Below are 26,143 nucleotides of genomic sequence, written 5' to 3'. Positions count from 1 at the left end.
CATCGCGCATCCGGAGATCGCACCATGACCCTTCGCACGTTGACACAGAGCGCGTCGCGCCTGTTTGCCCTGGCTATGGCGGGTCTTGCCTTTGGCGCGGCGCCGTCCCTGGCGGCCGAGCGCGCGATGATCGTGCTCGACGCGTCCGGTTCGATGTGGGGCCGGATCGACCAGGAGCCCAAGATCGGCATCGCGCGCGCGGTGTTGAAGGACGTGCTGGCCGATCTGCCGTCCGAGGTCGAGCTTGGGCTGATCGCCTACGGCCACCGGCGCAAGGGTCAGTGCGACGATATCGAACTGCTCGTTGCGCCCGGCACCGACAGCGCGGCCGAGATCGGCGCGGTCGCCGACGGTCTCAATCCGCTCGGCAAGACGCCGCTGTCGGCATCCGTGAGGCTGGCGGCCGAGACGCTGAAATTCACCGAAGACAAGGCAACCGTCGTGCTGATCACCGACGGTATCGAGACCTGCAACGCCGATCCGTGCGCGCTGGGACGCGAACTGGAGGCGACCGGCGTCGACTTCACCGCCCATGTCGTGGGGTTCGGCCTGTCGGCCGAAGAGGGGCGACAGGTCGCCTGCCTGGCCGAGGAAACCGGCGGGCTCTATTTGCCCGCCCAGGACGCCGGCCAACTTGGCGAGGCGCTCGACCAGCCGCTGACCGAGATCGCCGAAGCCGAGACCGCTGGAGCCGATCCGGCCTCCGAGGCCGACCCCACGCCGGCGCCCGCCGACCTGCCCGCTGCCGCGCTCGAGGCGCCGGACGGTGTCGAGATCGGCAGGCCGTTGACGGTTGTTTGGGACGGGCCGGGAGAGCGTCGTGACGCGATCCAGATTTTTGATCCGGCGGCGCGCAACGGCGAGGGCCGGGTGGTGGCCTCGCGCCGGGTCGTCAACGGCGACGTCGCGGCGCAGGCGGTCACGCTGCTGGCGCCGGTGCGTCCGGGCGCCTATCAGGTGCGCTATTGGCGGGGCGACGGACGCGCCGTGCTTGCCACACGGCCGTTGGAAGTGGCCGAGGCGCCCGTCTCGCTCGACGCGCCGGCCACGGTCGGTCTGTCGAAAACCTTCACCGTCGCCTGGGTCGGTCCCGGCGCGCGTCGCGATGCGATCCGGATCGTGGATCCGCGCAAGCCCGATGGCAGCAATGCGGTTCTGCGTTCGCGTCGACTGGTCAACGGTGAGTTCGACAATCGCACGGTGGCGCTGGTGGCGCCGGCCGATCCGGGCTTTTATCAACTGCATTATTACAGCGGCGACGGCAGCGCCGTTCTCGCCACGCGCGAGATCGAGGTGCTCGACGCCGAGGTTGCGCTGGAGGCCCCGGACGAGGTGGCGATCGCGACGCGTCTCACCGTCACCTGGACCGGGCCGGGCGCGCGCCGCGACGCGATCCAGATATTCGATCCGCAAGCTGGCAACGGCGCGGGCAAGGTGGTCGAGTCGCGCCGTATCGTGAATGGCGACATGGACGCCCGCAGCGTCGATCTTCATGCCCCGGCAAAACCGGGCAGCTACGAACTGCGCTATTACAACGGCGACAACCGCACCGTGCTGGCAACGCGCGCCCTCGTTGTGGCGGCGGCGGAGGTCGCGCTCGCGGCGCCCGACGCCGTGCCGATGGGACGTCGTTTCTCCGTTGAATGGACCGGACCGGGGGCCCGGCGCGATGCCGTCCAGATCTTCGACCCGCAGGCGCGCGCCGGCGAAGGAAAGGTGCTGACCTCGATGCGCATCGTCAGCGGCGATATGGACAAGCGCACCGTCGCCCTCAACGCGCCGGCGACGGCGGGCGACTATCTGCTGCGTTATTATAACGGCGACAATTCCACCGTCCTCGCCACGCGCCCGATCGCCGTCGAGGAGATCGCGGTCGCGCTGGAGGCGCCCGACACGGCGCTGATCGGGCACACCGTCGAGATCAAATGGCAGGGGCCGGGCGCTCGCCGTGACGCCGTCCAGATCTTCGACCCGAACGCCAAAGCCGGTCAGGGTGCGGTCGAGACCAGCCAGCGCATCGTAGGCGGCGACATGGATGCGCAGTCCGTGCGTCTCGTGGTGCCGGCGATCGCCGGCGACTACGTATTGCGCTATTTCAGCGGCGACGGTCGCAAGGTGCTTGCCGAGCGCCCGATCGTCGTTGAGGCGATGGAGGTCGCGCTTGACGCGCCGGCTTCCGTGCCGGCGGCGCAGTTCTTCGAGGTCGCCTGGGTGGGGCCGGGTGCCGCGCGCGACGCCGTGCAGCTATTCGATCCGGCGGCCAAGGCCGGCAAGGGCAAGGTACTCGCTTCCGCGCGGCTGATCGGCGGCGACTATGACGGCAAGACCGTCCGCATCAAGGCGCCGGCCGAGCCGGGCACTTATCAGCTGCGCTACCATAGCGGCCACAGCCGCGTGGTGCTCTACGAGACCGAGCTGGTCGTTGAATAGGAGCGGGCGGGCGCGCGATCCTGCCTGCGACGATCCGCAAGGGGCGCGCGCCATTGCTCTTGGCACGGCTTTTCGCTATGTGCGCAGCGGAAGGTCTCTAACGGGGTTTGCACATGGCCGAGAATATGCCGACCGGTCCGGTCGAAACAGGCGCGGATATGGATTACAGTGAGCACGAAAAGACCTATGGGATGTTCGTGTCGCTGACGAAATACGGCTCCATCGTTTGTGCTGCGATCCTGATTGCGATGGCTTTCGGCTTTTTCGCCGGCGGCGGGTTCATCGCGTCCACGATCCTTTTCCTGATCGTGGTTGCCCTGGCGGCATATATCCTGCGCTGACACGACGGCACGGCGGACCCCGGGGAGGGCCCCGCCGCAGCGGATGGCAGGCGCATTCCAACCGGAAGGGAGTAGGCGGTGGGACAGACAGTTTTCGTGCCACGCGAACTTGAGGCCGGCGAGGACCGTATCGCCGCTTCCCCCGATACGGCCAAGCGGCTTTGCGGGCTTGGCTTCACGGTGGTGGTGGAAAAGGGCGCCGGCACAGGGTCGCGCATTCCCGATGAAGATTTCATCAAGGCCGGTGCCTCGATCGGCAAGGCCGGCGATGCCGGCAAGGCTGACATCGTCCTGAAGGTCCGTCGGCCGGGCGCGGCCGAGCTCAAAACCTACAAGAAGGGAGCTGTGGTGCTTGCCACCATGGACCCTTACGGCAACGAGGCCGCTGTCGAGGCGATGGCCAAGGCGGGCGTGTCGGCGCTGGCGATGGAATTCATGCCGCGCATCACGCGCGCGCAGTCGATGGACGTTTTGTCCTCGCAGGCCAACCTTGCCGGCTATCAGGCTGTGATCGACGCGGCCGGCGAATATGACCGCGCGCTGCCGATGATGATGACGGCGGCCGGGACCGTGCCCGCGGCCAAGGTGTTCGTGATGGGCGCCGGCGTTGCCGGCCTGCAGGCGATCGCCACCGCGCGCCGGTTGGGTGCGGTGGTGACGGCGACCGACGTGCGCGCGGCGGCCGGCGAACAGGTCGCCTCGCTCGGCGCCAAGTTCATCATGACCGACGCCCTCAAGGACGCATCCGGCGAGGGCGGCTATGCGCGCGAACTGACGGACGCGGAGAAGAAGGCGCAGGCCGAGCTGGTCGCAGAGCATATCGCCAAGCAGGACATCGTCATCACCACCGCGCTGATTCCGGGCCGCCCGGCGCCGAGACTGGTGTCGGGCGAGATGGTGAAGTCGATGCGTCCGGGTTCGGTGATCGTCGATCTGGCAGTCGAGCGCGGCGGCAATGTCGAGGGCGCCAAGGCGGGCGAGGTCGTCACCACCGCGAACGGCGTCAAGATCGTGGGCCACCTCAACGTGCCCGGCCGGGTGGCTGCTTCGGCGTCGCTGCTTTATGCGAAAAACCTGTTCGCCTTCCTGGAAACGATGATCGATAAGGACAAGCAGGCGCTGTCGCTCAATCGCGAGGACGAATTGGTCAAGGCGACGCTTTTGACCCATGACGGCGCGGTCGTGCATGCGAATTTCGCCGGTGCCCAAACCGCGCCGGCGACGAAAAAGCCCGCCGCCAAGAAGCCTGCCTCGACCAAGCAAGCCACCAAGGCACCGGCGGCCAAGAAGCCGGCTGCCGGCAAAACGCCGCCGAAAAAGGCGCCGGCGAAGAAACCCGCTGCAGCGCAGCCGGTCAGCGACGCAAAGCCGAAGGGAGATGCCTGATGGAAAAATCCGCTTTGGAACAGGCGCTCGACCAGCTTGACCAGGCCTCGGCCGCGGCGCGGCTGGCGCTTCAGGAGGCCGATACGGCGGCCGATGCGGCTGGCGGGATCGCCCATGCGGCGACCGGCGGAGCGATCGACCCGTTCGTGTTCCGTTTCGCCATTTTCGTGCTCGCGATCTTCGTCGGCTACTACGTGGTGTGGTCGGTGACGCCGGCGCTGCATACGCCGCTGATGTCGGTCACCAACGCGATCTCCTCGGTGATCGTGGTCGGCGCGCTGCTGGCGGTCGGCATCTCGGCCTCGGGACTGGCAACCGGGTTCGGCTTCATCGCCCTGGTGCTCGCCTCGGTGAATATTTTCGGCGGTTTCCTGGTCACCCAGCGCATGCTGGCCATGTACAAGAAAAAAGAGAAGTGAGGCCAAGTCGATGAGCGTGAACCTCGCTTCCTTCCTCTATCTCGTTTCCGGCGTGCTGTTCATCATGGCGCTCCGTGGCCTGTCGCACCCGACCACCAGCCGGCAGGGCAATCTCTACGGCATGATCGGCATGGCGATCGCCATCATAACGACGCTGGCTCTGGCCACGCCCTCCTTTGGCGGGTTCGTGCTTATCGTCGCCGGCATCGCGATCGGCGGCGGTCTCGGCGCGGTGATCGCCAAGCGCATCGCGATGACGGCGATGCCGCAGCTTGTCGCCGCCTTCCACTCGCTCGTTGGCCTGGCGGCGGTGATGGTCGCTGCGGCGGCGCTTTACGCGCCCGAGAGTTTCGGGATCGGCGAGGTCGGGGCCATCCATGCCCAGGCTCTGGTGGAGATGAGCCTGGGAGTCGCCATCGGCGCGATCACCTTTACCGGCTCGATCATCGCCTTCCTCAAGCTCGACGGGCGCATGTCGGGCAAGCCGATCATGCTGCCGATGCGGCACGTGGTGAACGCGGCGCTGGCCATCGGCCTGGTGGTGCTGATCATCATGCTGGTGACGACGCAGTCGACGACCGTCTTCTGGCTGATCGTGGTGCTGTCGCTGGCGCTCGGCGTGCTGATCATCATCCCGATCGGCGGCGCCGACATGCCGGTGGTCGTATCGATGCTCAACTCCTATTCGGGCTGGGCGGCGGCCGGCATTGGCTTTACGCTCGGCAATCTGGCGCTGATCATCACCGGTGCGCTGGTCGGCTCGTCGGGCGCGATCCTGTCCTACATCATGTGCAAGGGCATGAACCGCTCCTTCATCTCCGTCATTCTCGGCGGTTTCGGCGGCGAGACCGCTGCGGCGGCGGACGATGGCATCGAGCGCACGGTCAAGCAGGGCTCGGCCGACGACGCGGCCTATCTGATGGCGAATGCGCAAAAGGTCATCATCGTGCCGGGCTACGGCATGGCGGTCGCCCAGGCGCAGCACGCGCTGCGCGAGATGGCCGACAAGCTCAAGGAAGCCGGCGTGGAGGTCAAGTACGCCATTCATCCGGTCGCCGGCCGCATGCCGGGCCACATGAACGTGCTCCTGGCCGAGGCCAACGTGCCCTATGACGAGGTGTTCGAACTGGAGGACATCAACTCCGAGTTCGCCCAGGCCGACGTTGCCTACGTGATCGGGGCGAACGACGTCACCAACCCGGCGGCGCGCGACGACAAATCCTCGCCGATCTACGGCATGCCGATCCTCGACGTCGACAAGGCGCGCACCTGCCTGTTCGTCAAGCGTTCGCTCGGCTCGGGCTATGCCGGCATCGACAACACCCTGTTCTACAAGGACGGCACGATGATGCTTCTGGGCGATGCCAAGAAGATGACCGAGGACATCGTCAAGGCGATGGATCACTGAGCGATCCTCGCCGTTTCGGCCGTATCGCAATTTTCTCCATCACATGACACGGGCCGGTGCGCGCGCACCGGCCCGTCGTCGTTTGCATGACTGTTCGGCGCCGGCCGGCGCCGAGCGACTTCAGTCGGCCGCCGAACGCAGTTCGAAGCGGCTGACGCCGAGCGCGACATTGACGCCGGTCTGCGTCTGGACGCTCACAGGTTGCAGCGAAAAGCTCTCGCCGGATCCGCCAATCAGAACGTTGGCCCCAGCGCCGACACCAGCGCTGGCCTCGGCGCTGGCGCCGACATAGTCGCCAGCCAGGGCGCCCGGCTCGTAAACGTTGGCGGCCGGTGCAAGCACCACCCATTGCATCACCGACTGGCCGGTTACGCCGACATCGAGGCCGAATTTGCGGATGACGCCGAAATAGGCTTCCGTCGGTTTGGTGTCGTCAGCCGGTTTGTAAGTGCAGCTCACATCCTTGGTCGAGCCGACGATAAAACCAGCGCCGCCTTCAACGACGCAATCGAGTAGGCCGAGTTTGACGCCTTCCTGGGCGGAGGCGGGTGCTGCGACAAACAGGCCGGCCATGGCGGCGATCACAAAAGTCTTCATCCATTGGTCTCCTTGTTCGGGACTTAAACGGATGAGGCGCGATAGCGTTCCGTGCGGCGTGACGGTTTGACGGGCGCAAGGAGCAGGCCGCCGGACGTAGGCTCAGCCTTGAACGCGTGCGAGGCCGGCCTTGGCGGGACCGTATTCGGGATCGAGCTTCAAGGCCTGGCGGTAGGAACGCATCGCCTTTTGCTTTTCGCCGCGCCGTTCATAAACCAGGGCCTGGTTGGCCCATCCTTCCGCGATCTCGCCGTCGAGCTTGATGGCGGTGTTGAAGTCGGCGAAGGCGTTTTCCTCGTCGCCGAGGGCGAGATAGGACACGCCGCGGCCATTATAGGGCTCGGCCGAACTGGGCGCGAGCGAGACGGCGGTGGAAAAGTCCTCGAGCGCCAGATTGTGCTGGCCCTGCGCCTGATAGAGCAGGCCACGATTGTGATAGGCGCGCGGATCGGTGGTGTCGAGCTGGATGGCGCGCTGGAAATCGTCGAAAGCCTCGCGCGTCCTGCCGGCCAGGCGATAGAGATTGCCGCGCCCGATATAGGCCGCATCATAGCTCGGGTTGAGCTGCAGCGCCTTGTTGTAGTCTGCCACGGCCTTGCCGTCGTCGCCCTTGAAACGGTGGATGAGGGCGCGGTTGGCATAGGCTTGGTAGTAGGACGGGTTCAGCCGGATAGCGGTGTCGAAATCCTCCAGCGCCTCGCGATAGCGGCCCGCCCGCCCGAAGGCGGAGCCGCGCACATTATAGGCCTGGGCATCGCGCGGACTGCGCTCGATGACCGCCGTCAGCGAGGCGATGTTTTCCGCGGACCCCTGGGCGGTATCGATCGCGGCGATTTCGGCGCCCGGCCCCGACGACTGGCAACCCGCAAGCACCAGGCACAATAAAGCCGCGAAGGGTGTAGCCGACCTCCGCCCTTCGCGTGTTTTGCCCGAATATGCCTGCATGCTTCCCCGTTCCCCGTCCGGCCCCAAGGACCGTTGTGCTGTTTCTCGAAAAATGCCTGCCGCCAAACGCAAAAAGGCGGCGGCGATTCTCATCGCCCCACCCTTGCTAACGCCCGAAATCGACGAAATAGCGGCGCGATCAACGCGCCACGGCACCGCGCGGACCAGACAACAATCCTTCGCGCTGAGCGCGCTTGCGGGCAAGCTTGCGCGCGCGGCGAACCGCCTCGGCCTTCTCGCGTGCACGCTTCTGTGAAGGCTTCTCGTAGTGTCCGCGCATTTTCATCTCGCGGAAAATACCCTCGCGTTGCATCTTCTTCTTCAATGCACGAAGAGCCTGGTCGACATTGTTGTCGCGGACAAGTACCTGCACGGGCGTTCCTGTTTGTCGGTTGCGATCCTTGAGGCGTGATCAGCAAAAAACGCCTCCGCAGCGACATCGCTGCAAAACGGAGCGGCTGATAGCAGAATCGCCAAGTCTTGTCCAGCGTCAAAGGCATTCGGTTGCAGGGTTAAGCTGTTGCCAGCAAGGCCATCGGCGCGTCGCGGGAGCAACGTTGCTTTGGTGTCTTGACCGAGCGCTGTCTGTCCCGCCTGGCCGACGGCATGACAGACCGGGGGAGGGGCGTCGGCGCAGGGATTGGTGGCTGCCGTGGCGGCTTGCGTCGGCGGGCTTGACGCAAAACGGCAAATGCCGTCGCATTTGGCGCAAAAACTTGGCGTCGAAGTCGATAGGGATACGCTTGCGACGATCGTCGCGGACGGTGGTCGGACAGGTTTCGAGGCGGACAGCCGATGCGCAATTATTCCGTTTTCGCCATCGCACGCGAGGCGCTTCGCGGCCACAAGGGCTGGCCGGCACAGTGGTCGTCGCCCGAGCCGAAAAAATCCTACGACGTCGTCATCGTCGGCGCCGGCGGGCACGGGTTGGCGACGGCCTATTATCTGGCCAGCGAGCACGGCATCACCAATATCGCCGTGCTGGACAAGGGCTGGCTCGGCGGCGGCAATACCGGCCGCAACACGACGATCATCCGGTCCAACTATCTCTACGACGAATCCGCCGGCATCTATAACCACGCCATCAAGCTGTGGGACGGGCTCTCGCAGGAGCTCAACTACAATGTCATGTATTCGCCGCGCGGCGTGATGATGCTGGCGCACAACGTCCACGACGTGCAGGTTTTCAAGCGCCATATCCACGCCAACCGGCTGAACGGCGTGGACAATGAATGGCTGTCACCCGAAGCCGCCAAGGCGTTCTGTCCGCCGCTCAACATCGCCGGCAATGCGCGATATCCGATAATGGGCGCGGCGCTGCAGCGGCGCGGCGGCACCGCACGCCACGATGCCGTCGCCTGGGGGTATGCGCGCGGCGCGGCGGCGCGGGGCGTCGACATCATCCAAAACTGCGCGGTCACCGGCATTCGCCGCGGCGCGGACGGCGCGGTCGTCGGGGTGGAGACCGCGCGCGGGTTTATCGGCGCCAACAAGGTTGGCGTGGTCGCGGCCGGCCACTCCACCGTGCTGATGGACATGGCCGGCGTCAGGATGCCGCTCGAAAGCTATCCGCTGCAGGCGCTGGTCTCTGAGCCGGTCAAGCCGTGCTTTCCCTGCGTGGTGATGTCGAACACGGTGCACGCTTATATCTCGCAGTCCGACAAGGGCGAACTGGTGATCGGTGCGGGCACCGATCAGTACACCTCTTATTCGCAGACCGGGGGGCTGCACATCATCCAGCACACGCTCGACGCGATCTGCGAGATGTTCCCGATGTTCACGCGCATGAAGATGCTGCGCTCGTGGGGCGGCATCGTCGACGTGACCCCCGACCGCTCGCCGATCCTGGCCAAGACGCCGGTCAAGGGGCTTTACGTCAATTGCGGCTGGGGCACGGGTGGGTTCAAGGCGACGCCGGGCTCGGGACATGTTTTCGCCCATACCATCGCCCGCGACGAGCCGCACGCAATCAACGCGCCGTTCACGCTCGAGCGCTTCCGCACCGGACGGCTGATCGACGAGGCGGCCGCGGCCGCCGTGGCGCACTGACCATGCTGCGCCTGGCCGATGTCGTGGTGGCCATGCCGCTCCTTTTCGCCTCGGAGCAGGACTTCTTCCACCTTCCGAACGAGCACGAGGTGCGCGTCCAGCCGATCGCGCGTACCGACGGGGAACGTGGTTGGCCGTTCTCGGTGACATCCGGACATATCGCCTGCATCTGGTCGGCCGGCCGGCCGCTGGCGATTTTTGTCGAGGACATCGACGGGGCCGATACCGAGGAGGAGGCCGCTCGACATGTGATCCTCTCGGTCGACCCGATCGAACTGACCGTGCTCAACATCGCCAACCGGACGCTGTTTGCGCCGGCCGGCAGCATCGAGACCCTGATCGAACGCGTCGCTCCCTATGTGGTGATCGGCGAACGTCTCTGCGACCAGCCGCCCGGGACCGTGCTCGGTCCGGGAGAATTGTGAGGATCGGCAAGCGATGCTTCTCATTCACTGCCCCTATTGTGAGGAAGAGCGCGCGGAACTGGAGTTCCGCCATGCCGGTGAGGCGCATGTCGCGCGGCCGGCCGAGATCAGCGCCGAAAGCGACGAGGCGTTCGAGGGCTATTTCTTCATCCGCACCAATCCGCGCGGGATCGCCTATGAGCGCTGGCGCCACATCCATGGCTGCGGGCGTTTCTTCAACGCCGTGCGCGACACGGTGAGCGACCGGTTCTTCACCACCTACAAGGCGGGCGGCAAGAAGCCGGACGCAGCCAAATTCGCCGGCGCGGCGACGGACGGAAAGGACAAAGGCTGATGGTCGGAGCCAATCGCATCGCCGGCTCCGGGCGGCTTTCGGCAGCCGGGCGGCTTGCCTTCTCCTTCGACGGGCGTCCCTATCAGGGGCTGGAGGGCGATACGCTTGCCTCCGCGCTGCTTGCCAACGATGTCCATCTGGTCGGGCGGTCGTTCAAATATCATCGCCCGCGCGGCATCCTGTCGGCGGGCGCGGAGGAGCCGAACGCGCTGGTGGGCGTTCACCGCGACGCCGCGCGCCGTACACCGAACGTACGCGCCACCGTCCAGGAGGTTTATGACGGGTTGGCGGCGGTGTCGCAAAACCGCTGGCCGTCGCTCGCCTTCGACGTCGGCGCGGTCAACGACCTGTTCTCGCCCTTCTTCTCGGCCGGCTTCTACTACAAGACCTTCATGTGGCCGAAGGCGGCGTGGGCGGCGCTCTACGAACCCGGGATCCGTGCCGCGGCGGGGCTGGGCGTGGCGCCCGACCAACCCGATCCCGACCGTTATGCCGCGCGCTACGCCCATTGCGAAGTGCTGGTCGTGGGTGGCGGCGCGGCCGGGCTTGCGGCCGCGCTTGCCGCGGCAGAGACCGGCGTGCGGGTCATACTCTGCGACGAGCAGGCCGCGTCCGGCGGGGCGATGCGGTTTGAAAGCGGCGCGCGCATCGACGGCGAGGAGGGCTGGAACTGGGCGCAAAAGGCCGCGGCGCGGCTCGCCGGCATGGACAATGTGCGCGTGCTGACGCGTACGACCGCCTTCGGTTATTATGCGCAGAATTTCGTCGCGCTCGCCGAACGCGTCAGCGATCATCTGGCCGACCCGGCTGACCGGCCGCGCGAGCGCCTGTGGCAGGTGCGGGCCAAGCGGGTGGTGCTGGCGACCGGCGCGATCGAGCGGCACATGGTGTTCGCCGACAATGACCGGCCCGGCATCATGCTGGCCTCGGCCGCGCGTACCTATCTCAATCATTACGGGGTCTGCGTGGGCCGCAATGTCGGCGTCTACGCGGGCAACGATTCCGCTTATGCGGCGGCGATCGACCTGAAACGGGCCGGGGTTGCGATCGCGGCGATCGTCGATCTGCGCGAAAAACCCAAGGGCGCGCTCTACGAGGAGGCGCGCGGGCTCGGCATTGACGTGCTGCCGGGCCGGGCCGTTACCGGCGTCGGCGGACGGACGCGGGTCAGTTCCATGACGGTTGCGCCGCGCACCGGCGGGCCGTCGCGCCGGATCGCGATCGACGCGCTCTTGACCTCCTCCGGCTGGACGCCGTCGGTTCACCTTTATTCGCAGTCGCGCGGCAAGGTCGCCTTCGATCCTGCTTCGCAGCGTTTCCTGCCGGATACCTATCCGCAACATTGCGTGTCGGTCGGGGCCTGCAACGGCACCGACGATCTCGCCGCCGCGCTCAAGGAGGCGGCCGCGGCGGGCGAACGGGTCGGTCGGGCGGTGGGCGCTAAGGGCAAGACGGCCAAGGCGCCGGCCGTGGAGACCTCGGAGGGCTGGGCGGGCGGCATGCCCGGCGCTGCGCCAGGCGCGGGTGCGGAGGCGGCGGTCAAGGCGTTCGTCGATTTCCAGAACGACGTCACGGCCAAGGATATCCGCCAGGCGGTGCGCGAAGGCATGCGTTCGATCGAGCACGTCAAGCGCTTCACCACCAACGGCATGGCCACCGACCAGGGCAAGACGTCCAATTTGCACGGGCTGGCGATCGCGGCCGAGGCGCTGGGCAAAGAGATGCCCGAGGTCGGGCTGACCACGTTTCGCCCGCCCTATACGCCGGTCACTTTCGGCGCGATCGTCAATCAGGCGCGCGGGGCGCTGTTCGACCCGACGCGCAAGACCGCCATGCATCGCTGGCACGAAAAGCAGCGGGCGGTGTTCGAGGATGTCGGTCAGTGGAAACGACCCTGGTACTATCCACGCCCGGGCGAGGACATGCACGAGGCGGTGAACCGCGAATGTGCCACCGTGCGCCGGACCGCCGGCCTGTTCGACGCCTCCACGCTCGGCAAGATCGAGGTGGTGGGGCCGGACGCGGCGGCCTTCATGGAGCTGCTTTACACCAATCCCTGGCAGAAGCTGGAGCCGGGCCGCTGCCGCTACGGCGTGATGCTGCGCGAGGACGGTTTTGTCTACGACGACGGCGTCGTCGGCCGGCTGGCGCCCGACCGGTTCCACGTCACCACCACGACCGGCGGCGCGGCGCGGGTTCTCAATCACATGGAAGACTATCTCCAGACCGAGTTCCCGCAGCTAAAGGTGTGGCTGACCTCTGTGTCGGAACAATGGGCGGTGATCGCCGTCCAGGGTCCGAGATCGCGCGACATCATCGCGCCGTTCGTTGAGGGCGTCGACCTCGACGCCGCCGCTATGCCGCATATGTCGGTGCGCGAGGGGCGGGTCTGCGGCGTGCCGGCCAGACTCTTTCGCATGTCGTTTTCCGGCGAGCGGGGTTTCGAGGTCAATGTCCCGGCCGATTACGGCGAGGCGGTGTGGGAGGCGCTGTGGGCGGAAGCCGAAAAGCACGGCGCCTGCGCCTACGGCACCGAAACCATGCATGTGTTGCGTGCCGAAAAGGGTTTCATCATCGTCGGTCAGGATACCGACGGCACGGTGACGCCCGACGATGCCGGCCTTGCCTGGGCGATCGGCAAGAAGAAGACCGATTTCGTCGGCATACGCGGTCTGAAGCGGCCCGACCTGATGGCCGCCGGGCGCAAGCAACTCGTCGGCCTGAGAACCCGGGACCCGAACATCGTATTGGAGGAGGGCGCGCAGATCGTCGCCGACCCAAACCAGACGGTGCCGATGACGATGATCGGCCACGTCACCTCGTCCTACTGGTCGCAGAATTGCGGCCGTTCGATCGCGCTCGCCCTAATCGCGGGCGGCCGCGAGCGGATCGGCGAAACCGTTTATGTGCCGATGCCCGACGGGGCGATCGAGGCGGAGATCGGATCGACTGTCTTCTTCGACGAACAAGGGGAGCGCGTGCATGGCTGACGCGGCGAGCAAGGAACCGGCGGTGCGCCGCGAAAGGCTGGCCGGGCTGTCGACGACCCGCGAGCACGTCAGTGTCACGCCTGGACCGCCGGCGGCGCGGCTTGCGCTGCGCGCGGGCGAGGACGCTCTCAACTCGGTCTCGCGGGCGCTCGGCGTCAGTGTTCCGCGCAAGCCCAAGACATCGGCACGGGCGAAATCGGGCGGCCGGGTCGCATTGTGGCTGGGGCCGGACGAATGGTTGGTGATCGACGATGACGGCGCCGATCTGCCGGCCGCCGCCGGCCGGGCGAAGGCGCTCCATTCGGCCGTCGACGTGTCGCATCGCAATGTCGCGATCCTGGTCGCCGGCGAAGGCGCGGAAGCCTGTCTTGCCGCCGGCTGCCCGCAGGATTTGTCGCTTGCCGCCTTTCCGGTCGGGGCTTGCTCGCGCACGGTTCTGGGTAAGGTCGAGATCGTGCTGTGGCGCACCGGCGAACAGACCTTCCACGTCGAGGTGTGGCGTTCCTTCGCCGAGTACGCCTACGCGTTTCTGGCCGAGGCGGCGCGCGACGTGTAGGCTTGGCCGTCGAACGGACCGGTCTCATGCACGACGCCCGCCTCGACCATCGACACTTGCTCGCCGCGCTGTCGCGCGAGCAACGTCGCGCGCTCACCGAAAAATCCGACCGGCCGGGGATCGTGCGGCTTTGTGTGCATTTCGGGTCGATCGCAGGTCTCGGCCTGCTGATTGCGGTGCGGGCGCCGTTGTGGCCGCTGCTGGTGCCGATCCAGGGCATCCTGATCGTGTTCCTGTTCACGCTCGAGCACGAAACCATCCACGGCACCGCCTTTCGCACCGGCTGGCTCAACCAGCGGGTCGCGCAGATTTGCGGCTTCCTGATCGCGATCCCGGCCACCTGGTTTCGCTATTTCCATTTCGCCCATCATCGCCACACGCAGGACCCGAGACGCGACCCCGAGCTTGCCGCGCCGAAACCCGAAAGCCTAGGCGGGTATGGGCTGCATGTGTCGGGTCTGCCGCTGTGGTGGTCGCTGGCGATCACCCTGGCGCGCAACGCGGCCAGCCGCGTCGACGGCGATTTCGTGCCCGGCAATGCCAGGGGCCGGGTGGTGCGCGAGGCGCGCGTTACGCTCGCGCTCTATGGCTTGCTGGCCGGGCTGTCGATTGCCGCCGGGTCGGACGTCCTCCTGTTTATCTGGGTGATTCCGGCTGTGGTCGGCCAGCCCTTTCTGCGGCTTTACCTGCTCGCCGAGCACGGGCGCTGCCCGTTCGTGGCCAACATGCTGGAAAACACCCGCACCACCTACACCAACCGCCTGGTGCGCTGGATCGCCTGGAACATGCCCTATCATGCCGAGCACCACGCCTATCCCATGGTGCCGTTCCACAAGTTGCCGGAATTCCACGCCCTGGCCCGTGGCAACCTCCAGGTGACGGAAAACGGCTATCGCCGCTTTCACGCCCGCTATCTCGCCCACTTGCGCGGCTGAGCCGGCCAAAAAATCAGGGATTGAAGGCGAGCAGCGGGCGTACCTCGATCCCGCCGACTTCGCGCTCGCGCGCCAGATGCTTGCCGGCCTCGATCGCCTCGTCGAGCGTGTCGCATTCGATGATCCAGAAGCCGAGCAGTTGTTCCTTGGTCTCGGCATAGGGACCGTCGATCACCATCGGGTCGTCGCCCGCCTTGACGAAACGTGCCGCCGTTGTCGGCTTGAGGCGCAGGCTCGGGCCGATGTTGGCCTTGGTGCGGATCTTGTCCTCGGCCGCGCGCACCCGCGCCATCATCGCGGCCTCCTCGTCGGCGCTCAGGCTACTGGTTTGGGCCTGAGAGTGGTAGCAAAGCAGGGCAAACTGCATCTTATCCTCCTATCGCCGCCCGTTAGGGCGAACAATGGCCGTTGCTACGGGTGCGCTCGGGCGGCTCTTTACGGCGTCGCCGACAACAAGATCACAACGCGGCGATGCCGCCGTCGACGGACAGCGTGTGGCCGGTCATGAAGCTGTTTTTCGGATCGGCGGCAAACAGGATCACCTCCACCACCTCGTCGATCTCCGCGACGCGCTTCATCGGCACGCCCCGGGTCAGTTGCTCGATCGCCTCGTCCTCGCCGAGCCCGGTCATCCTGACGAAATCCTGCACCATGTTGGTGCGGGCATAGGAGGGGCAGACCGCGTTGACGCGGATGCCCTTGGCGGCATATTCGGCAGCGCCCGAGCGGGTGAGACCGACAACGCCGTGCTTGGCAGCGGCATAGACGGAAAGGCGCGGGGCGCCGGCGACGCCGGCGACCGAGGCGATGTTGACGATCGCACCAGCCCGGCCCGTGGCGCGTCGCTGTCGTTCCATCTGCGGCAATTGGTGCTTCATGGCGAAAAACACGCCCATCAGGTCAATGTCGATGATGCGCCGCGCTTCCTCGCTCGGCACGCTCGCAAGCTTGACATAGCTTTGGGCGATGCCGGCATTGTTGATGGCGATGTCGAGCCGGCCGAAGCGCTCGACGGCGAGCGCCACCAATCGTTCCGACAGGCTTTCCTCGGCAATGTCGCCCGCCAGAACGGCTGTCTGGCAGGAGAGCGAGCCGGCGAAGTCGATGAGGTTGGCTTCGTCGACATCCGACAGCACCAGCGTGGCGCCGTCTTCGGCCAGGCGTTCGGCGGTGCGGCGGCCGAACCCGCCTGTGGCGCCGGTGACGAGCACGACCTGATCGGAAAACCGCGCCATCATTTTCCTCCGTCGATCCGCTTCATCGCGAGATCGGCCAACAGCCGCACGGCTTCGCCATACATGCGTGCCTTTTCCGGGTTCGAGGCATTGCCGTCGAGCGAGCGTTTGTAGACGCCCTGACAGATCGCGGCCAGCCGGAAGAAGGAAAAGGCCAGGTAATAGGTCCAATTGTCGATCGCGCCGATGCCGCGGTGCTCGCAATAGCACGCGACATAGTCCTCCTCGCTCGGGATTCCGAGAGCGGCACGGTCGATGCCGCCCAGGCCGCGAAAGCCGGAACGGTGCGGCAGGCGCCACTGCATGCATTGATAGGCGAGGTCGGCCAGCGGATGGCCGAGGGTGGAAAGCTCCCAGTCCAGCACGGCAAGCACGACCGGGCGCTCCGGCGCGAACATCATATTGTCGAGCCGGAAGTCGCCATGCACGAGCGAGACCTGGCCGTCATCCTCGGGCTGGGCCTCGCCGAGCCAGGCGATCAGCCGCTCCATCGGTTCCACGGTTTCGGTCGCCGATGCCCGATACTGGCTGCTCCAGCGCCCGAACTGGCGCTCGAAATAGCTGCCGGGACGGCCGAAATCTGCAAGCCCGGCCTTTTCGATATCGATGTCGTGGAGTGCTGCGAGCGTGGCGTTCATCGCATCGTAGATCGCCGTGCGCTCCCCGTTATCCGCGGCTTCCGGCAAGGCCGGATCCCAGAAAATCCGGCCCTCGATGAACCCCATCACGTAGAACATGCGCCCGATCGGGGAATCTTCCGGCGCCAAGTGAAGCACTTTCGGAACCGGGAATCCGGCCTTGCCCAGCGCGGCCATGACCCGGAATTCGCGGTCGACCTGGTGCGCCGATTTCAGCAGCTTGCCAGGCGGCTTGGCTCGCAGCACGTAGCGGCCGGAGCTGGCATTGATCAAATAGGTCGGATTCGACTGTCCGGTCTGGAACTTCTCGATCTCCCCGAGCCCCCTGAAACCGGGAACGTGCGTTTCGAGATAGGGCGTGAGCGTGGCGGGATCGAGAAGGTTCGGGTCGGTCACGATGCTTTGTCCAGTCGTTGAAGCTGGGAAAGGGTGAGCCAGCGCGCCGTCAGGGCCGGTTTCCTCGCGTTTTCGATCTCGATCGTCACGTCATAGGCGATCTCGACCCAACCGGAGGGGCGGATATTGGCATTGGCGAGGAAAAACCGCGCCCGCACGCGCGCGCCGGCCTTGACCGGCGCCTTGAAGCGGACCTGATCGAAGCCGTAATTGATGCCGATCACGGTGTTCTTGAGCGGGGGAAGCGTCTCGTAGGCGAGCGCGGACAGCAGCGACAACGACAGAAAGCCGTGCGCGATGGTGCCGCCATAGGGCGTCTCGCTCGCCGCCCGCTCGGGATCGACGTGGATGAACTGGTGATCGTCGGTCGCGTCGGCGAACTGGTCGATCATGCGTTGCGAGACCGTTCGCCAGGGCGAAATGCCGATCTCGGTCCCGATCGCGGCGGTCAGATGATCGGTGTCGACGGGTTCCAGCGGTTCCTTGCTCATCAGTAGCGTATCAATCCGGTTCCTTGAACAGAGACATGCCATGCTGAACGGACTGCCCACCGTCAATCGGCAGGATCGCGCCGGTGACATAACTCCCAGCCTTTGCACACAGATAAAGCGTTGCGCCGGCAATGTCATCCGGGTTGCCGATTCTTCCCATCGGCACGCGGCTTCCGACCCTGGCGGCCTTTTCGTCGGTGTCGGTGGCGAAGGCCGTCATGCGGCTCTGGAAAGGACCGGGGGCGAAGGCGTTGACGGTAATACGCCGCCCGGCGAGTTCGCAGGCCAGCGTCCGCGTCAGATGATGCACGGCGGCCTTGGAGGCGGTGTAGGAATAGGCGCCGTCGGCGATCGGCTGGGTGCCCATCACCGACCCCAGATTGATGATGCGGGCCGGATCGTCGTCACGTGCCGCGTTTTCGAGCAGCGGCAAAAGGGTGCGGGTCAGGTGAAACAGACCGGTCACGTTCACGTTTAAGACCCGCGCCCAGGCATGATAGGGAAAGGTGTCCAGCGGCTCCCCCCAGCTCAGCCCGGCATTGTTGATCAGGATGTGCAACTGGTCGGTGCGCGCCCGCACCGCCTCGGCAAGCGCGTCCACCCCGTCTTCGCTGCCGACGTCGCCGGCGAAGCCTTGTGCCTTGCCCGCCGCGCCGATCGCGTTCAGTTCGCCGGCCACCTTCTCGCATTCCTCCGGCCGGCGCGACGCGATATAGACTTCGGCGCCCGCGCGCACCAGCGCGGTCGCCGCCATGCGGCCGATGCCGCTCGCCGCGCCGGTGATCAGGGCGCGCTTGCCGGCAACCGAAAACAGTTCGTCGAGATAAGCCATCTTCCTCCCCTCGCGGCCCGTCCACGCGAGTCCGCATTGACAACATACTCGGTAGTATGTTCATCATTGCCCTGCCAGTAAAGAGCCCATCGGCCATGAGCCGAACCGATAACAGGGCGGACAGGGAGGTCGTGGCGGCGATGTCGCTTGGCGTTCGCGAACAAGTTGTCGACAGCTCGCGTGCCGACATTTTGCGCGCCGCGGCGACCTGCTTCATGGAACGCGGCTACGCCAGCACCTCGATCGACGACGTGGCACGCAGCCTCGGCGCCACGAAGGGTCGGATCTATCACCATTTCCCGTCCAAGGCGGATCTGTTCGCCGAGGTTTTCCGCGCCGGCATGGACATGAACTATCAGGCCGTCGAGCCCTACCGGCACTTGCCGGGCCCGGCATTGCCGCGCTGGCGCAAGATGGCGATGGTGCACGTGGTCCAGATGATCGACACCAAGCCGTTCCAGCGTGCGGTGTGGATCGGGGTCGAAATGCATCTGCGCGGCGCCACAACGCCAGCCCAGCGCGAGGTTTTCAACGAGTTGCTGGAATATCGCAGCACCTATGGCAAGCTGTTTCGCGAGACCCTGCTGCAGGGGCGCGAGGAGGGGGTATTCCGGTTCGACGACATGAGCATCGCCAATCAGCTGATGTTCATGACGCTCAATTCGCCTATCTTCTGGTACTCGCCGCGTGTCGGCGAAACCCGCTCCGATATCGAGGCCATCGCCCGCCAGGTCGTGGATTTTGCCCAGGGCGGGCTGCGAGGAACACAGGAAAACCCGACATGAGCACCATGGATCTCGGCATGACCGAGCGGCTGAAGCCGATCCACGACAAGGTCGCGCGCATGGTCCGCGAGGAGATCATGCCGCTCGACGAGGAATTTCTGGCCGAAATCGGCAAGGACGGCGATCGCTGGGCCTACACGGCGCGCCAGACCGAAATCCTGGAAGGTCTCAAATCCAGGGCGCGCGAGCGCGGCCTGTGGAATTTCTGGCTGACCGATTCCAGCCGCGGCTACGGGCTGACGACGGTGGAATACGCCTATCTGGCCGAGGAGATGGGCAAGGCCCATCTGGGTGCGGAGACGTTCAACTGCTCGGCGCCCGATACCGGCAATATGGAGGTTTTGGAGCGCTACGGCTCCGAGGCGCACAAGCGCGCATGGCTCGCGCCGCTCCTGGAGGGCCGCATCCGCTCCGCCTATTTGATGACCGAGCCCGACGTCGCGTCCTCGGACGCGACCAACATCGCCATGCGCTGCGAGCGGGACGGCGCCGACTACGTGCTCAACGGCGAGAAATGGTGGTCGTCGGGTGCTGGCGATCCGCGTTGCGCGATCTATGTGGTGATGGTCAAGACCGCCGAGGACGCGCCGAAACATCAGCGCCATTCCATGATCCTGGTGCCGGCCGACACGCCCGGCATCACCAAGCTCAGGGCGATGCATGTCTATGGCGAGGACGACGCGCCGCACGGCCATCTCCATCTCAAATTCGAGAATGTGCGGGTTCCGGCCGACAATCTCATTCTCGGCGAGGGGCGCGGCTTCGAGATCGCCCAGGGCCGGCTCGGACCCGGCCGCATCCACCATTGCATGCGCGCCATCGGCCAGGCCGAGATGGCGTTGGAGCAGATGTGCCGGCGCTCCATGCGGCGCGAGGCCTTCGGCAAGCCGCTGGCCCAACTCGGCGCCAACTACGACATCATCGCCGAATGCCGGATGGAGATCGAGATGGCGCGGCTCTTGTGCCTCAAGGCCGCCTGGATGATGGATCAGGGCGACCCGCGTGCCGCCGCGCCCTGGATCAGCCAGATCAAGGTGGTCGCGCCGAGGGTGGCGCTGAAGGTGACCGACGAGGCGATCCAGATGTTCGGCGGCCAGGGCATCAGCCAGGATACGCCGCTCGCGCGCTCGTGGACGCATCTGCGTACGCTGCGTCTGGCCGACGGACCCGACGCGGTGCACCGCCGGCAGGTGGCGCGGGTCGAGTTGAAAAAATACACGCAGGAAAAGGTGTGACGGCGTCATGAAAGCGATCGTTGCCCGCGATTTCGCCCCGCTCGACCGGCTGGAATATGCCGACTGGCCGGAACCGGAGGCGACCGGCCACATGGTGGTGATCGAGGCCGAGGCGATCGGCGTCAACTATCCCGACGGGCTGCTCGTGCAGGGGCTTTATCAGATGAAGCCGCCAGTGCCGTTCGTGCCGGGCATGGAAGTGGCCGGCACGGTGGTGGCGGTCGGCGATGCGGTGAGCCGCGTCAAGGTCGGCGATCGGGTCGCGTCCGTCTCGTCGCTCGGCGCCTATGCCGAAAGGGTCGCCGCCCACGAGGACACGGTGATGGCCCTGCCCGATGAGATGGGCAACGCCGATGCCTGCGCGCTGCTGTGCGGCTTCGGGACGTCGCACCACGCGCTCAAGCAGCGCGGCAAGCTGGCTGCGGGCGAGACCCTGTGCGTGCTCGGCGCGGCCGGTGCGACCGGGCTAGCGGCCGTCCAGATCGGCAAGGCGATGGGCGCGCGGGTGATCGCCGTCGCCTCCAGCGCCGAAAAACGCCGGATCGCGGGCGAGGCCGGTGCCGATGTCGTGCTCGGCTACGACAATCTGAAAGAGGCGTTGAAGGAGGCGACAGGCGGCAAGGGGGTCGATGTCGGCTATGACCCGGTCGGCGGCGAGGCCTTCGACGCGCTGGCCCGCGCCATGGGTTGGGGCGGCCGGCTGTTGGTGATCGGCTTCGCCTCCGGCACGATCCCGAAATTTCCCGTCAATCTGGCCCTGGTCAAGGGGTTCAGCGTGGTCGGCGTCTTCTGGGGCGCGTTCACGCGCAAGGAGCCCGCCACTTATGCCGCCAACATGCGCGAACTGGTCGGCTGGTATCTGGACGGCAAGCTCAAGCCGGTGATCGAGGGCGAGTACCGGCTTGCCGACGCACCGGCGGTGCTGGCGCGGGTGATGAACCGCGGCGCAGCCGGCAAGCTGATTCTCAAACCCGAGAAGGATATTGCATGACGATACCGCCCACCATGAAGGCGCTTCTTTTGAAGCATGATGGCTATTCGGCCGAGTCGTCGGACGCTTCGCTCGCCGATATGGGCTCTTTCGTCGAACTGGGCGAGATCGGCGTGCCCATGCCCGGCGCCAGCCAGGTGCTGGTGAAGGTCCGAACGGCGGCGATCAACCCGTCGGATGTCATGTTCGTCAAGGGGCTCTATGGCCAGCCACGCCACAAGGGCCAGCCGGCCGGGTTCGAAGGGGTCGGCGAGGTGGTGGCGGCCGGTGAGGACGCCGCCGCCCAGAAGCTTGTGGGCGCGCGCGTCGCCTTTCCCACTGGGCTGTCGAACTGGGGCGCGTGGGCCGAATACGCGGTCGCCGAGGCGGCAGCCTGCATTCCGCTGATCGACGGCGTCAACGACGTCGACGGCGCGGCGATGATCGTCAATCCGCTGACCGCGCTCGCCATGTTCGGGATCGTCAAGGAGGAAGGCGAAAAGGCCTTCGTGCTGACGGCAGCGGCGAGCCAGTTGTGCAAGCTGATCATGGGCGTGGCGGCCGAGGACGGTTATCGGCCGATCGCCATCGTGCGCCGCGACGACCAGACCCCGCTGCTCGAGAAGGCCGGCGCCGCACATGTGCTCAACGCCTCCGCACCCGATTTCGAGACGACTTTGAAGACGGTGATGAAGCAGGAGCAACCGCGGATCCTGCTCGACGCGGTGACGGGGCCGCTCGCCGGCCAGATCTTCAACGCAATGCCGAAACGGGCGCGCTGGATCGTTTATGGTCGGCTCGACACGCAGACGACGCCGATCCCTGAGCCCGGTCAATTGATCTTCATGCGCAAGCGCATCGAAGGCTTCTGGCTGACGGACTGGTTGCGCAACGCCGCGCCGGAACGCAGGGTCGCGGTGGTGATGGAGGCGCAAAAACGCTTCGCAGACGGACGTTGGTCGACCGATGTGACGGCGATCGTGCCGCTTGACGAGGCGATCGACCGTGTGCCGGGCGAGCTCGCCAAACCGAACGGCAAGGTGTTTATCGAGCCCTGAGGAAAGAGTTGGCGAGTTTGCTTGCGGGGACAGGCAAGTCGCTGTTACGGTTTAAAAAAACACGGCAAAGACCGTGGCAATGATGGGAGGAGAACGTCTTGGACGTCTTGCAGCTTGTTGTAAGCGGCCTCGCCAATGGGTGCGTCTACGGCCTGATCGCGTTGGGGTTCGTCCTGATCTACAAGGCGACCGAAGCCGTGAACTTCGCCCAGGGCGACTTCATGATGCTCGGTGCCTTCATCGCGCTCGGCCTGACCAACCAGGAATTTCTGGGCTGGCCGTTTTGGCTGTCGGTGCCGATCGCGATCGTGGTGATGGGCGCCTTCGGCTATCTGCTCGACCTGTTCGTGCTCAGGCGCATGTTCGGCCAGTCGCAGATCGCGATCGTCATCCTCACCATCGCGCTCGGCTTCGTGCTGCGCTTTTTCGCCGGGCTGATCTGGGGCCATGAGCCGATCTCGCTGGAATCGCCGATCGCCGGCAAGGACGTGCGCTTCGGCGGGCTGGTGCTCGGCCTCGACGAGGTGATGATCATCGCCGTCACGCTGATCCTCACCGTCGCGCTCTATTTCTACTTCAACCGCACCAAGCTCGGCGTCGCCATGCAGGCCGCCTCCCAGAACCAGCTCGCGGCCTATTATATGGGCATACCGGTGATGCGCGTTCATTCGCTGATCTGGGCGCTCGCCGGCGCGGTCGCCGCCATCGCCGGCATCCTGTTCGCCTCGAAGGGGTCGATCGATCCCTCGATCGGCCTACTCGGCATCAAGGCCTTCGCCGCGGCGGTGATCGGCGGGTTCGGCTCGCTGCCTGGTGCGCTGCTCGGCGGGCTGATCGTCGGGCTGATCGAGCCGTTCTCGTCCTATTACATCGCGGCTGGCTACTCGCAGATCATGCCTTACCTGCTGCTGTTCCTGATCCTGATCTTCCGACCGCACGGCATTCTCGCCCAGGTCCACCGGAAGAAGGTGTAGCGCGGCCATGAGAATCGTCTTCAAGACATCCTACGACGCCGACATCAATTATTTCCGGCATGGCGTCCAGGCGGCGTGGTATCTGCTCCTGGCCGCGCTGGCGATCCTGTTGCCGTTGTTTTTCGACACGTTCTGGCTCGGCGAGATGACCAATCTTTTGATCTGGGCGATCGCCGGCATGGGGCTGATGATCCTGGTCGGCCAGACCGGTCAGGCGAGCCTCGGCCATGCGGCCTTCCTCGCGGTGGGCTGCTATGCCAATGTGCTGTTGCAGGAAAGGCTGGGCCTGCCCTTCATCCTGTCCTTTCCGCTGGCCGGCGTGATCGCCGGGCTGGCCGGCGTGCTGATCGCCATCCCCACCACCAAGCTGCACGGCATCTATCTCGCCATCGGCACCTTGGCGATCTCCATCTTGACCGACGATTTGATCGTCATCGCCGAGCCGCTGACCAACGGCGTGGTCGGCCTGTTCGCGCCGACGATCAGCATTTTCGGACTGGAGATCGATCGTTACGGCAACCCGGAGCGGTTCTACTGGCTGGTGCTGATCGTCACGATCCTGGTCGTGCTGGCCTATCGCAACCTGTTGCGCTCGCCGCTCGGCCGTTCCTTCGCCGCGGTGCGCGATTCGGAAGTGTCGGCCCAGGCGATGGGGGTCAACATCGCCCGCACCAAGGCGGTTTCCTTCGGCATATCGACGGCGATCACCGGCCTGGCCGGGGCCCTGATGGGCCATTTCGCCGGCATCTTCAACAACGAGACCTTCAACATCATCATCTCGATCCAGCTTCTGATGATGATCGTCATCGGCGGGCTCGGTTCCATCCACGGCGCCTTTTTCGGTGCTGTCGTCGTGGCGTTGATGCCGCAGGCGATCGCGATGGGACGCGATTTCGTCGCCGGCCTGATCGGCAGCGGCTCGATCGCGATACCGGGGCTGGAAGCGGCGATCTTCGGCGCCATCCTGATCGGTTTCATCCTGTTCGAACCGATGGGCATTTACGGCCGCTGGGTTAAGATCAGAACCTATTTCGAGCTGTTTCCGTTCTATCGCCGCGACATGTTCAGGCGCCAGAAGAGCTATCTCAAGACGGAGCGCATGCGATGAGCCTGCTTGAAATCGACAATGTCACGCTTCGCTTCGGCGGCGTGGTGGCGGTCAATCAGGTCTCGTTTTCGGTCGAGGCGGGAGAGGTTTTCGCGCTGGTGGGGCCCAACGGCGCCGGCAAGTCGACGATCTTCAACCTGATCTCGCGCTTCTACGAGCCGGCCGAGGGCGACATCCGCTTCGACGGTAAGAGCATCCTAACGCGCCAGCCGCACGAGATCGCCGGGCTGGGCATTGCGCGCACCTTCCAGAACATCGAGCTGTTCGAGCAGGCCACCGTGCTGCAGAACCTGCTCGTCGGTCGGCATCGCCACCGCCATTCCAATTTCGTCTCCGAACTGCTGTTCACGCCCTTCGTACGCGAAGAGGAGCGGCGTCACCGCACGGCTGTGGAGAAGGTGATCGATTTTCTCGACCTGCAGCCCTATCGCGAGAAGATGATCGCCGGCCTGCCCTACGGGGTGCGCAAGGTGGTCGAGATGGGGCGGGCGCTCGCCATCGAACCGAAATTGCTGCTGCTCGACGAGCCGGCCTCCGGTCTTTCGGTTGAGGAGACCCAGGACGTCGCCTTCTGGATCGAGGACATCAAGACTCAGATGGGCATCACTGTCTTGATGGTCGAGCACGACATGCATCTCGTTTCCTCGGTTTGCGACCGCGTGCTTGCACTGGCCGATGGCATGATGCTGGCCCTTGGCACGCCGGCGGAAGTCCAGAACGATCCAAAGGTGATCGAGGCCTATATCGGCTCGGCCGATGAGGCGGCGGAAAGGGAGGTCGCATGAGCGGCGCCACGGCAGCACAGGCACATCCCGACCAGGCGCCACAGGCCTTGCTGACGGTGCGCAACCTGGAAAGCTATTACGGGCCGATCATGGCGATCCGCGGTTGCAGCCTCGAGGTCCGCGAGGGCCAGATCGCGACGGTGCTCGGCGCCAACGGTGCCGGCAAGACGACGCTGATGAAGACCATTTCGGGCGTCATGGACCCGGAGAAGGGGCAGATCGTCTACCGCGGCGAGGACATCGCCGGCGCCAGCCCCGACAGCATCGTGCGCAAGGGTATCGTCCACGTGCCGGAAGGGCGCGAGGTTTTCCCGCTGCTCACCGTCGAGGAAAATCTGAGGATGGGGGCCTTCACCCGCAACGACACGGGCGAGGTGCACCGCGACGAGGAGATGGTGTTTTCCTATTTTCCGATCCTGGCCGAGCGGCGCCGACAGGCCGCCGGCACGCTGTCGGGCGGCCAGCAGCAGATGCTGGCGATCGGCCGCGGCCTGATGGCCCGTCCGACCCTGATGCTGCTCGACGAACCGAGTCTCGGCTTGTCGCCGCTGTTGGTGAAGGAGATCTTCAAGATCATCCGCCGCCTCAACCGCGAGCAGAAGGTGACGATGCTGCTTGTCGAGCAGAACGCCAAGGTTGCCCTGGAGGTGGCCGATTACGGCTACGTGATGGAATTGGGGCGCATCGTCATGGCCGACGACGCCAAGCGCCTGCTGCAGTCGAAGGACGTGCAGGAATTCTATCTCGGCGTCCAGCAGGAGACGCAGCGCGGCCAGAAGCGCTGGAAACAGAAAAAGACCTGGCGCTGAGGCGCGCCGTGA

The 26,143-nt window shown here is 65.6% G+C and carries 27 protein-coding genes; 19 read left to right on the top strand and 8 right to left on the bottom strand.

The window, feature by feature from the left end; all coding sequences use genetic code 11:
- Positions 1-24: 24 nt before the first annotated feature.
- The 5 genes from EP380_RS23940 (at position 25) to EP380_RS15160 (ending at position 5,984) form a co-directional block, all read left to right on the top strand.
- Entirely contained in the window at positions 25-2,430 is a 2,406-nt protein-coding gene (locus EP380_RS23940) for a vWA domain-containing protein (protein WP_420845870.1), read from the top strand.
- A gap of 113 nt (positions 2,431-2,543) precedes the next feature.
- Positions 2,544-2,771 (top strand): aa3-type cytochrome c oxidase subunit IV, encoded by a 228-nt coding sequence (locus tag EP380_RS15175; protein WP_106571952.1) that lies wholly within the window; start codon positions 2,544-2,546, stop codon positions 2,769-2,771.
- A 78-nt stretch (positions 2,772-2,849) separates the two neighbouring features.
- Positions 2,850-4,157: a Re/Si-specific NAD(P)(+) transhydrogenase subunit alpha gene (locus tag EP380_RS15170; RefSeq protein ID WP_106571951.1), complete on the top strand. Its 1,308-nt coding sequence runs from the start codon at positions 2,850-2,852 to the stop codon at positions 4,155-4,157.
- Positions 4,157-4,576, top strand: coding sequence for an NAD(P) transhydrogenase subunit alpha part 2 (locus EP380_RS15165; RefSeq protein WP_106571950.1), 420 nt, complete (start codon positions 4,157-4,159; stop codon positions 4,574-4,576). The genes EP380_RS15170 and EP380_RS15165 overlap by 1 nt, the downstream gene beginning before the upstream one ends.
- Positions 4,577-4,586: 10 nt before the next feature.
- A complete protein-coding gene (locus EP380_RS15160; RefSeq protein WP_127599206.1) occupies positions 4,587-5,984 on the top strand; it encodes an NAD(P)(+) transhydrogenase (Re/Si-specific) subunit beta in 1,398 nt (465 codons plus the stop codon).
- 120 nt (positions 5,985-6,104) lie between these two features.
- Here EP380_RS15160 and EP380_RS15155 read toward each other — a convergent pair whose 3' ends face one another.
- The 3 genes from EP380_RS15155 to rpsU form a co-directional block, all read right to left on the bottom strand.
- On the bottom strand, positions 6,105-6,581 hold the full coding sequence (locus EP380_RS15155; protein ID WP_106571948.1) for a DUF992 domain-containing protein: 477 nt from the start codon (positions 6,579-6,581) through the stop codon (positions 6,105-6,107).
- Between the two features lie 102 nt (positions 6,582-6,683).
- A complete protein-coding gene (locus EP380_RS15150; protein WP_106571947.1) occupies positions 6,684-7,526 on the bottom strand; it encodes a tetratricopeptide repeat protein in 843 nt (280 codons plus the stop codon).
- A gap of 139 nt (positions 7,527-7,665) precedes the next feature.
- The gene (gene rpsU, locus EP380_RS15145; RefSeq protein WP_106571946.1) at positions 7,666-7,899 is read right to left on the bottom strand and encodes a 30S ribosomal protein S21; all 234 of its coding nucleotides are present in this window, start codon (positions 7,897-7,899) and stop codon (positions 7,666-7,668) included.
- 422 nt (positions 7,900-8,321) lie between these two features.
- Between rpsU and EP380_RS15140 the strand changes: the two genes are divergently transcribed.
- The 6 genes from EP380_RS15140 to EP380_RS15115 are packed head-to-tail and all read left to right on the top strand — an operon-like array spanning position 8,322 to position 14,815.
- Complete coding sequence (locus tag EP380_RS15140) at positions 8,322-9,575, top strand: sarcosine oxidase subunit beta (protein WP_106571945.1); 1,254 nt, start codon at positions 8,322-8,324, stop codon at positions 9,573-9,575.
- Positions 9,576-9,577: 2 nt separating this feature from the next.
- Positions 9,578-10,000: a hypothetical protein gene (locus EP380_RS15135; protein WP_106571944.1), complete on the top strand. Its 423-nt coding sequence runs from the start codon at positions 9,578-9,580 to the stop codon at positions 9,998-10,000.
- 13 nt (positions 10,001-10,013) lie between these two features.
- Positions 10,014-10,334, top strand: a complete 321-nt coding sequence (locus tag EP380_RS15130) for a sarcosine oxidase subunit delta (RefSeq protein ID WP_127599205.1) — start codon at positions 10,014-10,016, stop codon at positions 10,332-10,334.
- Positions 10,334-13,324, top strand: coding sequence for a sarcosine oxidase subunit alpha (locus tag EP380_RS15125; RefSeq protein WP_127599204.1), 2,991 nt, complete (start codon positions 10,334-10,336; stop codon positions 13,322-13,324). The genes EP380_RS15130 and EP380_RS15125 overlap by 1 nt, the downstream gene beginning before the upstream one ends.
- Entirely contained in the window at positions 13,317-13,880 is a 564-nt protein-coding gene (locus EP380_RS15120; protein WP_127599203.1) for a sarcosine oxidase subunit gamma, read from the top strand. The genes EP380_RS15125 and EP380_RS15120 overlap by 8 nt, the downstream gene beginning before the upstream one ends.
- Before the next feature lie 26 nt (positions 13,881-13,906).
- On the top strand, positions 13,907-14,815 hold the full coding sequence (locus EP380_RS15115) for a fatty acid desaturase (protein WP_127599202.1): 909 nt from the start codon (positions 13,907-13,909) through the stop codon (positions 14,813-14,815).
- 13 nt (positions 14,816-14,828) lie between these two features.
- Here the strand turns inward: EP380_RS15115 and EP380_RS15110 are convergent, their stop codons facing one another.
- From EP380_RS15110 to EP380_RS15085, 5 genes are all read right to left on the bottom strand, one after another.
- A complete protein-coding gene (locus EP380_RS15110; RefSeq protein ID WP_127599201.1) occupies positions 14,829-15,182 on the bottom strand; it encodes a YciI family protein in 354 nt (117 codons plus the stop codon).
- 91 nt (positions 15,183-15,273) lie between these two features.
- Positions 15,274-16,053 carry an SDR family NAD(P)-dependent oxidoreductase gene (locus EP380_RS15100; RefSeq protein ID WP_238719882.1) on the bottom strand — a complete coding sequence of 260 codons (780 nt, stop codon included), beginning with the start codon at positions 16,051-16,053 and terminating at the stop codon, positions 15,274-15,276.
- Positions 16,050-17,084, bottom strand: a complete 1,035-nt coding sequence (locus EP380_RS15095; protein WP_127599200.1) for a phosphotransferase family protein — start codon at positions 17,082-17,084, stop codon at positions 16,050-16,052. Before EP380_RS15095 ends, EP380_RS15100 begins: the two co-directional genes overlap by 4 nt.
- A complete protein-coding gene (locus EP380_RS15090) occupies positions 17,081-17,575 on the bottom strand; it encodes a MaoC family dehydratase (RefSeq protein WP_106571937.1) in 495 nt (164 codons plus the stop codon). The genes EP380_RS15095 and EP380_RS15090 overlap by 4 nt, the downstream gene beginning before the upstream one ends.
- A gap of 10 nt (positions 17,576-17,585) precedes the next feature.
- On the bottom strand, positions 17,586-18,407 hold the full coding sequence (locus tag EP380_RS15085) for an SDR family oxidoreductase (RefSeq protein ID WP_106571936.1): 822 nt from the start codon (positions 18,405-18,407) through the stop codon (positions 17,586-17,588).
- 95 nt (positions 18,408-18,502) lie between these two features.
- Between EP380_RS15085 and EP380_RS15080 the strand changes: the two genes are divergently transcribed.
- From EP380_RS15080 to EP380_RS15045, 8 genes are all read left to right on the top strand, one after another.
- On the top strand, positions 18,503-19,192 hold the full coding sequence (locus EP380_RS15080; protein WP_164749874.1) for a TetR/AcrR family transcriptional regulator: 690 nt from the start codon (positions 18,503-18,505) through the stop codon (positions 19,190-19,192).
- On the top strand, positions 19,189-20,427 hold the full coding sequence (locus EP380_RS15075) for an acyl-CoA dehydrogenase family protein (protein WP_106571934.1): 1,239 nt from the start codon (positions 19,189-19,191) through the stop codon (positions 20,425-20,427). Before EP380_RS15080 ends, EP380_RS15075 begins: the two co-directional genes overlap by 4 nt.
- Before the next feature lie 7 nt (positions 20,428-20,434).
- Positions 20,435-21,418, top strand: coding sequence for an NADPH:quinone oxidoreductase family protein (locus EP380_RS15070; RefSeq protein WP_127599198.1), 984 nt, complete (start codon positions 20,435-20,437; stop codon positions 21,416-21,418).
- Complete coding sequence (locus tag EP380_RS15065) at positions 21,415-22,455, top strand: alcohol dehydrogenase catalytic domain-containing protein (protein WP_127599197.1); 1,041 nt, start codon at positions 21,415-21,417, stop codon at positions 22,453-22,455. Before EP380_RS15070 ends, EP380_RS15065 begins: the two co-directional genes overlap by 4 nt.
- Positions 22,456-22,553: 98 nt before the next feature.
- Positions 22,554-23,429: a branched-chain amino acid ABC transporter permease gene (locus tag EP380_RS15060; protein ID WP_106571931.1), complete on the top strand. Its 876-nt coding sequence runs from the start codon at positions 22,554-22,556 to the stop codon at positions 23,427-23,429.
- A 7-nt stretch (positions 23,430-23,436) separates the two neighbouring features.
- Positions 23,437-24,537, top strand: coding sequence for a branched-chain amino acid ABC transporter permease (locus EP380_RS15055; RefSeq protein WP_106571930.1), 1,101 nt, complete (start codon positions 23,437-23,439; stop codon positions 24,535-24,537).
- Entirely contained in the window at positions 24,534-25,322 is a 789-nt protein-coding gene (locus EP380_RS15050) for an ABC transporter ATP-binding protein (protein WP_127599196.1), read from the top strand. Before EP380_RS15055 ends, EP380_RS15050 begins: the two co-directional genes overlap by 4 nt.
- Positions 25,319-26,131 (top strand): ABC transporter ATP-binding protein, encoded by an 813-nt coding sequence (locus EP380_RS15045; RefSeq protein ID WP_127599195.1) that lies wholly within the window; start codon positions 25,319-25,321, stop codon positions 26,129-26,131. The genes EP380_RS15050 and EP380_RS15045 overlap by 4 nt, the downstream gene beginning before the upstream one ends.
- Positions 26,132-26,143 lie beyond the last annotated feature (12 nt).

Origin of the sequence: Nitratireductor alexandrii, from assembly GCF_004000215.1 — a bacterium.
Lineage (GTDB): Bacteria > Pseudomonadota > Alphaproteobacteria > Rhizobiales > Rhizobiaceae > Mangrovimarina > Mangrovimarina alexandrii.
The sequence above is the reverse complement of the archived record's forward strand: the minus strand, read 5'-3'. Positions and strand labels throughout refer to the sequence as shown.

Bases quoted from the DNA above. Each gene is read 5' to 3' on its own strand.
- EP380_RS15115 (WP_127599202.1), top strand. From the start codon at position 13,907: ATGCACGACGCCCGCCTCGACCATCGACACTTGCTCGCCGCGCTGTCG.
- EP380_RS15065 (WP_127599197.1), top strand. From the start codon at position 21,415: ATGACGATACCGCCCACCATGAAGGCGCTTCTTTTGAAGCATGATGGC.
- EP380_RS15090 (WP_106571937.1), bottom strand. From the start codon at position 17,575: ATGAGCAAGGAACCGCTGGAACCCGTCGACACCGATCATCTGACCGCC.
- EP380_RS15125 (WP_127599204.1), top strand. From the start codon at position 10,334: ATGGTCGGAGCCAATCGCATCGCCGGCTCCGGGCGGCTTTCGGCAGCC.
- EP380_RS15075 (WP_106571934.1), top strand. From the start codon at position 19,189: ATGAGCACCATGGATCTCGGCATGACCGAGCGGCTGAAGCCGATCCAC.
- EP380_RS15070 (WP_127599198.1), top strand. From the start codon at position 20,435: ATGAAAGCGATCGTTGCCCGCGATTTCGCCCCGCTCGACCGGCTGGAA.
- EP380_RS15160 (WP_127599206.1), top strand. From the start codon at position 4,587: ATGAGCGTGAACCTCGCTTCCTTCCTCTATCTCGTTTCCGGCGTGCTG.
- EP380_RS15165 (WP_106571950.1), top strand. From the start codon at position 4,157: ATGGAAAAATCCGCTTTGGAACAGGCGCTCGACCAGCTTGACCAGGCC.
- EP380_RS15050 (WP_127599196.1), top strand. From the start codon at position 24,534: ATGAGCCTGCTTGAAATCGACAATGTCACGCTTCGCTTCGGCGGCGTG.
- EP380_RS23940 (WP_420845870.1), top strand. From the start codon at position 25: ATGACCCTTCGCACGTTGACACAGAGCGCGTCGCGCCTGTTTGCCCTG.
- EP380_RS15045 (WP_127599195.1), top strand. From the start codon at position 25,319: ATGAGCGGCGCCACGGCAGCACAGGCACATCCCGACCAGGCGCCACAG.
- EP380_RS15100 (WP_238719882.1), bottom strand. From the start codon at position 16,053: ATGATGGCGCGGTTTTCCGATCAGGTCGTGCTCGTCACCGGCGCCACA.
- EP380_RS15155 (WP_106571948.1), bottom strand. From the start codon at position 6,581: ATGAAGACTTTTGTGATCGCCGCCATGGCCGGCCTGTTTGTCGCAGCA.
- EP380_RS15110 (WP_127599201.1), bottom strand. From the start codon at position 15,182: ATGCAGTTTGCCCTGCTTTGCTACCACTCTCAGGCCCAAACCAGTAGC.
- EP380_RS15080 (WP_164749874.1), top strand. From the start codon at position 18,503: ATGAGCCGAACCGATAACAGGGCGGACAGGGAGGTCGTGGCGGCGATG.
- EP380_RS15130 (WP_127599205.1), top strand. From the start codon at position 10,014: ATGCTTCTCATTCACTGCCCCTATTGTGAGGAAGAGCGCGCGGAACTG.
- EP380_RS15150 (WP_106571947.1), bottom strand. From the start codon at position 7,526: ATGCAGGCATATTCGGGCAAAACACGCGAAGGGCGGAGGTCGGCTACA.
- EP380_RS15120 (WP_127599203.1), top strand. From the start codon at position 13,317: ATGGCTGACGCGGCGAGCAAGGAACCGGCGGTGCGCCGCGAAAGGCTG.
- EP380_RS15085 (WP_106571936.1), bottom strand. From the start codon at position 18,407: ATGGCTTATCTCGACGAACTGTTTTCGGTTGCCGGCAAGCGCGCCCTG.
- EP380_RS15055 (WP_106571930.1), top strand. From the start codon at position 23,437: ATGAGAATCGTCTTCAAGACATCCTACGACGCCGACATCAATTATTTC.
- EP380_RS15175 (WP_106571952.1), top strand. From the start codon at position 2,544: ATGGCCGAGAATATGCCGACCGGTCCGGTCGAAACAGGCGCGGATATG.
- EP380_RS15140 (WP_106571945.1), top strand. From the start codon at position 8,322: ATGCGCAATTATTCCGTTTTCGCCATCGCACGCGAGGCGCTTCGCGGC.
- EP380_RS15135 (WP_106571944.1), top strand. From the start codon at position 9,578: ATGCTGCGCCTGGCCGATGTCGTGGTGGCCATGCCGCTCCTTTTCGCC.